This is a genomic window from Paenibacillus sp. EB106-06-01-XG199 (assembly GCF_058791575.1).
The window spans coordinates 158,678-171,512 of sequence record NZ_JBYTDQ010000005.1 but is presented as its reverse complement, the minus strand read 5'-3'; the positions used below and the strand labels follow the sequence as shown (position 1 = coordinate 171,512).

At 49.1% G+C, this 12,835-nt stretch carries 9 protein-coding genes and 1 pseudogene; 1 reads left to right on the top strand and 9 read right to left on the bottom strand.

Annotated features, from left to right (window positions below; genetic code table 11):
• Positions 1-28: 28 nt before the first annotated feature.
• The 5 genes from AC3WT9_RS19215 to AC3WT9_RS19195 all read right to left on the bottom strand — a co-directional run bounded on the left by AC3WT9_RS19215 (position 29) and on the right by AC3WT9_RS19195 (position 6,970).
• Complete coding sequence (locus AC3WT9_RS19215) at positions 29-1,132, bottom strand: glycoside hydrolase family 88/105 protein (RefSeq protein WP_341096169.1); 1,104 nt, start codon at positions 1,130-1,132, stop codon at positions 29-31.
• Positions 1,133-1,174: 42 nt separating this feature from the next.
• A complete protein-coding gene (locus AC3WT9_RS19210) occupies positions 1,175-2,050 on the bottom strand; it encodes a carbohydrate ABC transporter permease (protein WP_038596255.1) in 876 nt (291 codons plus the stop codon).
• A gap of 22 nt (positions 2,051-2,072) precedes the next feature.
• Entirely contained in the window at positions 2,073-3,041 is a 969-nt protein-coding gene (locus AC3WT9_RS19205; RefSeq protein ID WP_341096171.1) for an ABC transporter permease, read from the bottom strand.
• A gap of 128 nt (positions 3,042-3,169) precedes the next feature.
• Positions 3,170-4,732, bottom strand: a complete 1,563-nt coding sequence (locus tag AC3WT9_RS19200; RefSeq protein ID WP_341096173.1) for an extracellular solute-binding protein — start codon at positions 4,730-4,732, stop codon at positions 3,170-3,172.
• A 714-nt stretch (positions 4,733-5,446) separates the two neighbouring features.
• A complete protein-coding gene (locus tag AC3WT9_RS19195; protein ID WP_341379746.1) occupies positions 5,447-6,970 on the bottom strand; it encodes an extracellular solute-binding protein in 1,524 nt (507 codons plus the stop codon).
• A 214-nt stretch (positions 6,971-7,184) separates the two neighbouring features.
• Between AC3WT9_RS19195 and AC3WT9_RS19190 the strand changes: the two genes are divergently transcribed.
• Positions 7,185-9,518, top strand: coding sequence for an AraC family transcriptional regulator (locus AC3WT9_RS19190; RefSeq protein WP_341379747.1), 2,334 nt, complete (start codon positions 7,185-7,187; stop codon positions 9,516-9,518).
• Positions 9,519-9,764: 246 nt separating this feature from the next.
• On the opposite strand, the gene AC3WT9_RS19185 is transcribed toward AC3WT9_RS19190, so the two are convergent.
• From AC3WT9_RS19185 to AC3WT9_RS19170, 4 genes and pseudogenes are all read right to left on the bottom strand, one after another.
• Positions 9,765-10,514 carry a hypothetical protein gene (locus AC3WT9_RS19185; protein WP_341096176.1) on the bottom strand — a complete coding sequence of 250 codons (750 nt, stop codon included), beginning with the start codon at positions 10,512-10,514 and terminating at the stop codon, positions 9,765-9,767.
• A 797-nt stretch (positions 10,515-11,311) separates the two neighbouring features.
• Complete coding sequence (locus tag AC3WT9_RS19180; RefSeq protein WP_492407940.1) at positions 11,312-12,319, bottom strand: LamG-like jellyroll fold domain-containing protein; 1,008 nt, start codon at positions 12,317-12,319, stop codon at positions 11,312-11,314.
• A gap of 2 nt (positions 12,320-12,321) precedes the next feature.
• A pseudogene (locus AC3WT9_RS19175) lies at positions 12,322-12,484 on the bottom strand (alpha-N-arabinofuranosidase); the annotation flags it as partial.
• A gap of 81 nt (positions 12,485-12,565) precedes the next feature.
• Entirely contained in the window at positions 12,566-12,790 is a 225-nt protein-coding gene (locus AC3WT9_RS19170; protein ID WP_341096178.1) for a DUF6199 family natural product biosynthesis protein, read from the bottom strand.
• Positions 12,791-12,835: the final 45 nt, after the last annotated feature.

The window sequence follows — 12,835 nt, the reverse complement described above, 5'->3', positions numbered from 1 at the left end:
CCGCTGCAGAGCTTCCCGCTTCATCCTCTTACATTCTGTACAAAGACTCCATCTCCACACAAGCCATGACGAGCGCCCCCACTCCATGCAGATCATTGCTGACCTTAGGCCGGGTGACATAATTCTCATAGTCGCCCGCCGAAGTGCCGATGCAGATATCCGGCAGGATCACGCGGCCCTGATCATCCTGCTGAAGCACCGAGATCAGGCCTTCATAGCCTTTTTGGGCTGCTGTCACCGCTGCTGCTTCTTCAGTAGCCAGACCCAACTTCACCGCTTTGGCGATGGTGTAGACGAACAGGCAGGACCCCGACGTTTCCAGCCAGTTATCCGGCTCATCGCCCTTATCCACGACCTGGTACCACAGTCCGCTGTCCTTATCCTGATAACGGATCAAGGCCTGCACGAATTCGCTCAGCGCAGCAGCCAGCTCCGCCCGGCCCGGTTCATCCGCCGGCAGCAGGTCCAGAAATTGCGACAATGCCAGACCGTACCAGCCCAGGGACCGGCTCCAGAACTCGGGAGAGCAGCCCGTTTCGGGATGGGCCCAAGGCATCCGCCGGCTCTCATCCCAGGCATGGTACAAGAGGCCGGTAGCTTCATCCTTCATATATTTGCGCATCAGCTTCTCTTGATGCAGCACGGTTTGCCGCAAGCCGGCTTCCCCGTAAGCATTAGCATATTTCAGCGAGAAGACTCCAGCCATATAGAGCCCGTCAAGCCACATTTGATAAGGATACTTATCCTTGTGCCAGTATCCGCCTTCGGCGGTTCTGTTTACTGTCAGCAGCAGATTTCTCAGCTTATCGGCAGCCGTCCGGTACTTGCCCTTGCCGGTCCGTTCATGCAGTGTGAACAGCAGCAGTCCTGCCTGAACCGCATCCAGCTCATCGCGGGCAAAATAGAAATTGCCCTGATCATCCACCAGATCATCCACATATTGACCGATGTACTCCAGATAGCGGTCCTCCCGGACAGCTTCCCAGAGCAGCTCCATCCCGCATAGAAACACGCCTTGATGGTAATGCCAGCGATGTGCAGGAGGAAGCTCTCCCGCTTGATAAGTATCCATTAAAGAGTCACAGGCTTTTTTTGCCCATTCCATGGGTGTTTTCGGCAGACTGCCAATCATCTTACTACCCCTTCCAACATAAGAATACCTGTCCTTTGGCGGTTAACCCTTCATTGATCCCAGCATAGCCCCTTTGGCAAAATGCTTCTGCAAGAACGGATAAACCATCAGAATCGGCAGGGTTGCCACCACGATAACGGCCATCTTGATCGTCTGATCCGGCGGCGGAACCGCAGCATCGAGCGAAGAGCTGTAATCCATCCCGCTGGCCAGCACGACAATTTGTCTCAGCAGCACCTGGATCGGCCATTTGGCGCTGTCATCCAGGTAGAGAATGGCACTCATATAGGTGTTCCAATACGTCACCGCATAGAACAGGGAAATTGTCGCAATCGAGGGCAAAGATAACGGCAATACAATCCGGAACAGGATGCCGAAGTCGTTGCAGCCGTCAATTTTGGCGGATTCCTCAAGACCCTCCGGGATATTCTGAAAGAAGTTCTTGAGAATAATCATGTTAAACGCACTGATTGCCGAAGGCAGAATTAGAGCCGCATAGGAATCAATCAGCCCCAGCTCCTTCACCACCAGGAACGTAGGAATCATCCCGCCGTGAAACAGCATCGTGAACACGACCAAAAAGTTAATAACATTGCGCCCGTCCAGATCCCTTCTGGAGAGGCCGTAGGCCATTAAAGCTGTTATAAACATACTGAATGCTGTACCGATGAGCGTAACCCCAATCGAAACTCCCAGCGCTCTAAAAATCGTATCCGTCGAGAAAATAAACTTGTACGCCTCAAAGCTCCATACTTTTGGAATCAGTACAAATTTGTTGGCCGCGAGCTCCGCACTGGTTGTGAAGGAGCCTGCTACCACGTGGATAAATGGAAGCACCGTCACAAGTGCAATGAGGGCCAACAGCGTAAAGTTAACAGCAGCAAAGATCCGGCCGCCGATCGTTCTGTCTTCTACCATTTGAATTCCTCCCGCATTTCTCTCAATAAACGCCTTCTTCTCCCATTTTCTTCGATAATTTGTTGACCGACATGACCATAATGAGTCCAATCACTGATTTAAAGAAGCCAATAGCCGTACTGTAACTGAATTGTCCTTGTCTCAAACCTGCGGTATACACGTACGTATCAATAATTTCCGCCACTTCCCGGTTCATGGAGTTGAGCAGCAGATAGGCGTGTTCAAATCCAAGATCCAGCACGGAACCGATTTTCAGAATCAGCAGTGTAATAATGACGCTTCGGATCGCCGGAAGGGTAATGTGCCAGACCTGTCTCAGCCGGCCGGCTCCGTCCATGCGCGCAGCTTCGTAAAGTCCGGGATCCACAGCCGCAATGGCTGCGAGATAAATGATGGTGCCCCAGCCTGCTTCTCTCCAAATGACCTGAATGATATACATTGGCCTGAACCAGTCGGGATTCAGCAGGAAATTCACCTTGGGAAGGCCGAAATAGACCAATAGCTCGTTAATAATTCCTCCGTCCATCGTGACCATAACGAAAGTAATGGAAACGACGATAACCCATGACATAAAGTGGGGCAGATAAACGAGTGTCTGGAACAATCTTTTGAAAAATGTGCCTCTCAGCTCATTCAGCATCAGCGCAAGGATAATCGGAATCGGAAAATAAAAGATGATATTCATTCCGAACAAAATCAGCGTATTCCCCAGGATATTGAGAAAATCCGGCTCCGAGAACAGCCGCTTGAAATGCTCAAGCCCTACCCAATTGCTGCCGAGGATCCCCTGATAAGGCTTGTAATCCTGAAAGGAAATGACCAAGCCGTACATTGGAAAGTATTTAAAAATAACAAAAAACAGCACTCCCGGTATCAGCATGACGTAAAGCAGTTTATTTCTCCACAGCCGCTTTTTGAGTTCACTGCTGCTTTTGTATTTTTTGGGCTCCAGCTCAGGAATTGCGCTGGGCTGAGCGGTGACTTCCTGCATAATACTCTTCCTTTCTGCTTCATAAATTGATCATCTGACTGCCGGTTTCGTATGAATCAGAAGGCTGCTGAAGCTGCTTCGGCAGCCTTCTTCACTGGGCCTTAGCCTAACCGTTCACGACTGTCATCCTATTTCTTGTATGCGGCGTTGTATTCTTCGATAATGGCTGCACCGCCCCGGCTCTTCCAGGATTCCACTTCTTTTTCAAATCCGGCCTTGTCCAGCTGTCCATAGATATAATTGTAGGTAGCATCCGTAATAATCTGTTGAAGCTCAACGCCCTTGGAGGTATAGGTCGCCGAATCCAGGGCAGCCGTAGGGTCAGCCACTCCGAATTTGACGTTCTCCAGCGCCAGTTCATCAGCATGAATCCGGCCTGGCAGCACGTTCAAAGGCTGGTACATCCCGTTGGTTTCGTATTCACCGATAACGCTGTCCTTATAGCCTTTAACCTCGCGTTCAATCAGCTCTTTGTCATCCGCCGGCTTCGCTTTGCCGTCTTCAACGGTGTAGTGTGTGCCTTCAATCCCCCAGTACATCAGGTTGGCAACCTCAGGAGTCATCATCTTGTCAAAGAACGCCAGAATCTTCTTCAGCTCGGCTTCATCCTTGACTGCGCCTTTCGGGAAGAGGACCACGTTGTTATAGCCCGGAATCATCCATTGGGTAATCTTGCCATCCGGTCCGGCGACCATACTGTGCGCATCCAAAACGGCATCCGGGACATTCTTGATCAGATCCTTATTGAGGTTATCAATATCAGGCATGGATCCGCCGATATACAGGCCCGCTTTACCGCTGGTGAACATATTTACAGCATCTGTTTTACTGGTAGCCGCGAAATCCTGGTTCATGTACTCGGAATCACGAAGCTTTTTGAAGTAGTCCATCGCATCGATATATTGCGGGAACATAAATTCCGGTGCAAGCTGGCCATCCTTCTCGCCCCAGTTGTTCGGGGTTCCGAACCAGGAGGAGACGGTTTTGAAAGCTCCGTATACCAGCTCATTCCGGTCCACAATCCCTGTGGTGTCTTTTTTGCCGTTGCCATCCGGGTCCTGTTCCGTAAAAGCCTTCGCCATGGCGAACAGCTCATCTAGATTCGCAGGTGCCTTCAGCCCCAATTTATCTGCCCAGTCCTTGCGGTAAATGATCCCTTGACGCGCCAGCGGCCGTCCGATATACACGGTGTACAGCTTGCCGTCCACTTTGGTGTTATTGAGGATTTCCGGCTTCAGCTTGTTCAGGTTCGGGAATTCCGTCAGATAAGGACCGATCTCCCAGAACTGTCCATCCTTGATCGCTTCCTTCATCTGCAGGAAGGTCGTCTGATTCTTCAAATAGGTCACCTGCGGCAATGAACCTGTGGCAAACGATGAATTCAGCTTCTCTTCATAGGTATCCGCCGGGAAAAATTGATAGGTCAGCTTCGTATTGGTCAATTTCTCCACTTCCGCTTTGATTGTGTCCGGTGGAGTCTCTGTCGTGTTCAGGGGAAGCATAATCTTAATTTCTGTCGGTTTCTCCGGCTCTGGTGCCGGTTCTGTTGTCGCGGTGTTGGTCCCCCCGCTTGTACCGGGATCTTTTGTCGCCGCTGCTTCCTTATTGTTGTTGTTGTTGCCTGAACACGCTGTCAACATGCTGAACGTTAACAATGCACTCAAGAGCAGGGTGAAGGATTTTTTATTCATACCATTTTGACCTCCGTTTGACTTGTATTGGTTACAAGCAACAGACTACAGCCTCGGCCAGGTTTCGAATACAATCATTTACTCATAATGGGGCGTTTGGGGGTGGGGTGTGAGCAAATGATTATTGGGTTATAAATGGAAACGAAAACCGGAGGTTGGGTGGGGATGCTGTGAGGAGGGACTGTAGGATTGGTGGGATTAATCGGGATCGGAGGTTGGGAGCGGTGGGGGTAACTGCGGGGAATGTTTGGACTTCCGGTCGCTGTTATGTTTGGATTTCCTGATTTGAACCGCTGGCGGCGGTAGAAATCCAAACATAAAGGCGAACGCTGCCGCTCCGTAAGGATCAAACTTCCCCTTCGTTACTTTCACCTCTCCAAGGGTTTTCCTTTCCATTCATATGGAAAGGGAGCAGAGTAAAAACCACCGCTGGTTTCTGCGGTGGGGGACAATCGGTGGGGATTAGTCGGGAAGAAAACCTGGAGCAGTGGGGAGAAGTTACTTGCGATGGATGGAATTTAGGATGTGTAGCAGTTGTTGTTAGTGGGAATGGGTTAGGTAGAGTGAACAATAGGGCGTGCAAGGAACAGTTAGTTGAAACGTCATGGCATGGGCGGGGAGATTATTGGGAACATGTACAGTTACTAATGAGAGAAATCTGCAGTCTGGCTGGGTCAATCCAAGAGACTGATTACAATCCCCCGCCCTTCTATCCTACTTGCCCGCCTCTGCCCGGGCCTCAGCGGCGGTGTATTCCTGGATGATCAGGTTGCCGCCGCTTGTTCTCCATTTTTCCACCTGCTCGTTGAATTCCTCAACAGTGATATTGCCGATGATGTAGTTGTAGGTCGCATCTACGATAATCGTCGACAGCTCCACATTTTTCTCATCATAGGTTGGAGAGCTTAAGCGCAGGGTCGGGTCATCCACGAGAAACTGTTCGTTGTCCTTGCTGAGCTGGTCGGCCAGGGCGGTCAGCTGCTCTTTTTTCTCCACTTCCATAATGTTCTTGTTGCCGAAGTCGGCGATCATCAGGGAGTAGAGCGGATTCACTTCATTTACACGCAGCTGTGAAGTCTCCTCCGGAAGAATCACCTTCCCGCCTTCCAGCTTATAATGCCGGCCCTCGAACCCGTATTTCATCAGATTGGCGACATCCCGGTCCATAGTCCGGTCAAAAAAACCAAGCACCTGCTTCAGCTCCTGCTCCGTGGCTATGGCTTTTTTGGAGAACAGGTAAAGGCCGTTGTAGTTCGGGATGGACCATACTTTATATCCGTTTGGCCCCTTAATCCGGTTAATTAGTGTAAATTCAGCAGCCGGATTGATCGTCTGAGCCTCACTGGAGAGCCGCTGCACATCCGTCATGCTGCCAATAAAAACACCGGCCGTTCCCCGGATAAACTTATCCCGCTGGACCTCCTTGCTGGTTAAGGCGAAATCCTGATTTATCATTTTCTCATTATATAATTTCCGCATGAAATTCATGGTGTTCATATATTCAGGGGTCACGAACTCAGGGATAAACTGATGATTCTCCAGCTTCCAGTTATTCGGAGTACCGAAATAGGAGCTGAGTGTCTTAAACACGCCGTACACGAGATCGTTGCGGTCGACCAGGCCAATGGTGTCCTGTTTGCCGTTTCCGTCCGGATCATTATACGTAAACTGCTTCATGACCTCATACAGTTCATCCAGTGTTTGCGGCTTGCTTAACTGAAGATGGTCCAGCCAGTCTTGGCGGATGATGATTCCTTGCCTGGAGGAAGGGCGCTCGGTATACAATCCATAGATTTTGCCGTCTACAGCAGCCTGGTTAAGAATCGCAGGGTCCAGCTGTTTCAAATTCGGGAACTCCTGCAGATAAGGCCCGATCTCCCAGAAAGCTTCTGAGCGGATCGCACTTTTCAGCAGATTATAATCCGTGAACTTCACAAAGGTGACTTTGCCTAACGAATTGGTTGTCAATGCTGTATTCATTTTATCTGTGTAGACACCTTCAGGAACCCAGGTAATGTCGAGCTTAGCCCCTGTCAGCTTCTCAAGTTCTGCCATAATATCCTTGGAGGGCTGCTGAGGGAAATGCAGAGGTGCCAGGATGGAAATGAACGGCGCGGTCTCTCCGGGACCGGTCCGGGGTGACTCGTTGTCACTGCAAGCGCTTAACAAAATGAACGAGAGCAGCAACACCCAACAGCAATATCGGCGCACCGTTCTCCCTGCAAAAACTCTGGACATCCCTTTATCCTCCTAAAAGTTTGGTCAGTACATACCTAGCATAATTACGCTCATTTGTGAAATATAACTGCTAATTATTGAATAATCTTCTATACAAAGTAATAATTAGAGATAATGATTATTGCGGCACCAGATGATTATTGTTATTATCCTAGCTGATGAATACACTTAAATGAGGCGGTTGCTACTACCCAAGTAAAGGTGCTGAAAATCAGTGAAACACTTAAGCTTCCTGAGTAAATTAACTTTATTCGCCTTTGTCATCAGTACGCTGCCTGTGGTGTTCATTGGCTCTTTCTCCTATCTCACATCCTCCAGCGAAATTCAAAAAAATGTTAACAAAAGCAAAATGGAACTTATTTTACAAATTAACTCAAATGTAGAGCATAAGCTGACTACTGTCAACCAAACCTTAAACCAGGTTGTGAATTCTTCGGTATTAAAAAAAGCACTAAATAACCCGTTAAATGTAACCGATTTCATTTTATATAATGACTTAAGAAACGAAATCCGTAATATGCAGTCCTTTGATACAAAGCTCGAAGATGTGATCCTGTTAAATCAACGGCAAAATTGGATGATCAAAAACTCCGGCCTCTACCGCCTGAACGAATATAAGAATTATGAGCAGCTCTCCAATCTGATGAATGTTCCCGACAACACCTCCTGGGTGCTGAACCCTTCCTCGCTGTTCTACAGTGAGGAGAGCATCAATGTGACGGGCTGCGACTACAGCATCAGTCTGATTAAAAAGCTGCCGACCAACAAACTGCAAAAATACGGACTTGCCCTGGCAAATATTCCAGCCTGCAGCCTGCAGGACTTCATCAACTCGGAAGTAGATCCGCTGGACAGCATTATTGTGCTGAATGAGTCCGGCACCATACTGCTTCACCCGGACCGTTCGATGATCGGAGAGCCTGTGCAAAAGGGCGGATTTGCGGATCTTTCGCTCGTCTCCGATCTCAATAAACCTTCGGGACAATTCAAAGCCGTCATGGACGAAAAGGACTATTCCGTCACTTATCTGCGTTCCCAATTGAACGGCTGGATCTATCTCTCGGTCACCTCCATTGAGAGTTTTACGAAGGAATCCAACAAAATCGGAACCTATACCCTGTATGTATGTGCCGTGATGCTGCTGCTGTCCATCCTGTTCGCATGGCTCGGCTCCCGCCGTATGTACAGCCCGATCGAAAGACTGCTCAACCAGATGGGGCTGCGCAGACCCGGAATCAAATCCCGGCATACGGATGAGTTCCAGTTTATCGGCGAACAGGTGCATCATTTATTTCAGTCCAAATCACAGCTGGAGAAGGAGGTCAGCCAGCATATCCGGCAGGTCCGCACCTTTTTCCTGACCAAAGCCTTTCAGGGCAATGTCAAAAAACGCGAGCTGCTCGAAGAGCTGGAGCAATATGGCTATCACACTCAGATGGAAGAATGGAAGACGATGGCTGTCATCACGTTGAGCATCGACTTCTCTGAGGATACCAGCTATGAGAAAAAGGATCTCCATCTGCTGTTATTTGCCGCGCATAATATGATCGAGGAACTGGTACCCCCGGACAGCAGGCTTGCGCCTGTCATTATGGATCATGCCGTGGTGACCTTGATTGGCAGCAAGGAGGGCAATGCAGAAGCTTTTCACCGGTCGCTCTATTCATTGACAGAGAATCTGCAGCAGGAGATCAATAACTACCTGAAGCTGCAGGTCAGTATTGGCCTGAGTCTGCCCTTCCATTCCTTTGATAAAATATCTATCGCCTACAGAGAAGGCCTGGAAGCTCTCAAATACCGGATTACGCTCGGCAAAGGCATCATTATCCAATACGAGAACATCAACTCCGGCAAACATTATCTGAACTTAAACTATCCTTCGCATACCGAAAATGATCTGATGGACGCCATCAAGCTGGCCGATACTGAAAAAGCGAAGGAGCTGCTGCATAAGCTGTTCAAGTGTATTTTTGCGCTGGGACTGTCCCCGCAGGAGTACCAGATTCCGCTGACCCGTCTGCTCAATAATATCCTCATTATGATGCAGGAATCGGGAATTAGCCTGAAGCAGATTTATCATGTGAACGGCTCCTTATTCGAAGAGCTGACCGACCTCCACATTGTAGCCGAAATCGAGGACTGGTTCTGGAGTATGGTTATTCTGCCGATGATCCGGATTTTTCACAGCCGGCAAAATGCCCAATATCACAACATTTCAGAGAAAATTATTGATATTGTCCAGCATGATTATGACAAGGATCTTACGCTGGAGGAGTGCGCTTCACGCCTTCATTACAACGCCAACTATCTCAGCAGCGTCTTCCGCAAGGAGACCCAATATTATTTCAGTGAGTACCTGGCGATGTACCGGTTCAAAATGGCCAAAAAATGGCTGGAAGAAACCGACATGCCAATTAAGGACATTGCCGCAAGGCTCAGATACAACAATTCGCAAAATTTCATCCGCTCCTTCCGGAAGCAGGAAGGGATGACCCCCGGCCAGTACCGTGACAACGTAAGCTCCAGAGCCCAAGGCGGGACCGGATAAGTATCGGGGAATCCTCTGCCGGTTGTGAATCCTAAATAGCCAGATTTAGACAAGTGGAAACGGCTTTGCCGTCCTTTTTAAGGACGGTACCGTTTCAGCGAGAAATAGAAGGATAAGTTATCGTGTGAAACATATAAATTCTTATATTTTGACAAAAGCCGTCAACATTCCAGCAGGTGTACGCTGAGGCTGACGGCTCTTTTGGATGATAATAGGGATAGGGTGTTGGCCCCATTGGGGTTACTTTCAGGCACTCTTAGGCTTGCGCGCTTTTCTTGCTCTTATGAACCAAATGATGGCAACTGCCAGGATTAGCACTACGCCGCCACCGGCAATGACGATATTCCTGACGTTTGGCACGTAAACGACCATCTCGAGCGGCTGCGAATCAGCCATTGTAATATGCCAAGTCAACGTATTTCCGTCCTGTTCGGCGGCATTGTTGGCCCCATACAAATCATAAGGAAGCGTTAATTTAAAATCGACCGCAAGGTTCTGCAGCAGCATGCGGACCAGAGATTTCGGCACGCTCAGACTTCCGATCCCGTCAATAATTTCATCCGAATAGGCATTCAGCTTCGGCTGGGCTACCACATCGTATTTGGTGTACAGCCAATTATTAACCTGTTCAACCTGCGTGTCCACAATGTCCAGCTTGCCAGCGTTTGCCTGCAGGTCTTGCAGCGAAGCATAGGCTTTGAGGAATTGATATTCTGTAGATTTACCGTTCTGGCTTTTTTTCAATTCAATCCCGGCAGCCTCCAGCCTGGTGGTCAGCACCTCTTCCAGCTTTCCGCCAACCATCGCCTCCGCCCGGGAATCCAATAAAATGCTGAATGCAAGCTCCAAACTCCCATCCTTCTTCACCGTCATATGCGCCGTACCACTGGCACAGCCGGTAAGCAGAACAACCATTGTAATCATCAGAACCACAAAGTAACGTCTGCGCCGCCCTAACGAGGGCAGCATCGATTGCTGCTGTTGTCTTAAGTTCAATGCCGCACCTCCATTCTTCTTTTTCGTCTTTTTATGATGCTGTATATGCGATACGCGTTTATTCTAATCATTCCTCATATCCGCCCCACCAAAAGCTCTCCTTCAGTTGCACCTCTTTTTCCTTTATCCTGGCAAGTCAGCAAGTCAGCAAGTCAGCAAGTCAGCAAGTTATCCGGTATTCATCCGCCAGAGTAGTTCTTCTACCGGGCAAACTATATAGATTGAATTTGTGGTTTTAGAGTACAGGATCAGTCGCAACTGCGGTGAATATTTGGACTTCCGGCCGCTGTTGTCGTAAGGATTTCTTGATTTTAACCGCTATTTAGCGGTAGAAATCCGAAGACTGCTTATGTTTTCGATGCCAGCTTTCCTTCAGAAAGCTTTCAGACGGACACTACCGTTCCTCCAGTTCCAAAATCCCCTCCGTTGCTCCTTTCCTTTATCTCAAGTTTTTGTTCAATCTATATAGTTGTATTTTGTACAGCTAAAACCGACCGTTTCGCTGCGTTGGGGAGGTTAGTTGCACTCCATACACTTATATGAACCAAATCTAGCTAAAAACACACAAAACTATTTTTTAATTGCACAAGCTGCAACTATCTCTCAAAAAAAGCAGATTCTGCCTGATATAGTTGCAGGAAATACATTTATATCGGTGCTTAGCTTTCATTCCATGGGCAGAGTGGCTTTCTATGGTCTTTCACAGTTCTAATGATAGCAGTCCGCTTCGTAGAAGTCTAAACCATTCGCGGCGTGGTTTCAAACCCAATCATTTTATCCTGTGTTCAGAAAGAGGCTTATATTTTAAACAAAGTGGTGCTGGCGTTGGCGTCGGCGTTGGGGCAGCACCAATTACAGTAACTGTTGCTTTGGCTGCCACACCCGTTCCCTCCACCGTGCCGTTCACAATAGGTAAAGACAATATGCGTCCACTCATTCAGCGGCAGAAACTCCTCCGGTGACTGCTTCACATAGAAGCCGTTAGCTCCGTCAACGAATACAATGCTGGAATTGCCGTTGTAGGTGACAAAAAATCCGTTGCCGGCAAAGCTGCCCTCCGGTTTGAACCATAACAGCACATTCTCCTTGTCATTCATGGCGCCGGTGCGCTTAATCCAGTAGGACAGCGTCAGGCTGCCCGGCTGCAGCTTTGGATCGTTGCCCGCATGGGCAAAGTTGCCGCTTGTTCCGCTGAAGGTGAGCGCCTGGTTCTTGTGTCCCTGTCCGCTCCAATCGGGCGAGCCGTGAAGTGTTCCGTCACGCCCGCTTCCCGAAACATCTTGAACCGTAATTCCCTGACCTTCATCAAAGGTATAGCGGAGTGCAAGCTCCGGGAAGGGAGCAATAACCCGTTTCGTCACTGTTACATGAGCCTGGACTTTCGTTTCCGTGCCCACAACGGTTCCATTCACTGTGAACAGGCTGCATTCCTTGTCATACAGACTAGGGTCTACCGGCTCCCATTGTACCGGAGCCTCGGACACACTGCCGTCCTCCAGTGTCGCCTTGACCGTTGCCGGAAGCTTCGGCGCCTCCTGAGCCGGAGTAGTCAGCATGGCATCCTCGACCGAAACAATATTTCCGGCAGGCGCGATTAGAGCTGCAATTTCGGCAGCACTAAGGGCTCTGCTGTAAATGCGGAAGTCGTCAACCAGACCGTCAAAATACGGATCTGCGAATTGTGATTTGCCGATGTAATTATTTTTGGTCTTGCCAAGGTCGGAAGGCCGGAGCGTCATGTGGTCATTTCTCCCCGCCTCCACACCGTCGATATACAGGACACCCTGAGTACCCGTGAGCGTCACGGCCACATGTTTCCACTCGCCGGCAGGCAGTGCAGGCATTCCAGCAGGTTGCGGGCAGCATCGGCACCTCTGGTTCCGAGGTTGACGGCCATCATCACCTCGGCATTATTCTTTTGCCCAGCGGATAAATTCATTGGTTCCCACTTCATTGGTCTCCACCGTTCTCCCAATTGTAACCGGATACAAAAACGACAAAAAAACCTTGAAAGGCATTTCGCCAATCAAGGTTTCCTGTAATTAAAGCATTTAAAGCATCGGTAAGATTCCTAATATCGTAAAAAGCGCACCCGCACATATGGCAATTGTTCCGGAAAATTTAACCGATTCCAGATAGTAATCGCTGGGATCGGCATCCCCTTTCACTTTCCATCCCACATTCATCCGCCATCCACTGGCTGGATTCTTGCGGATATATATCCCGAACGCTACAGTGGAGAGTCCGAGAATCATGATGACAATTCCGGTAAGCATATAATCAGCCCCTTTCGAGATTATACGGGCATACCCGGAAAGTGT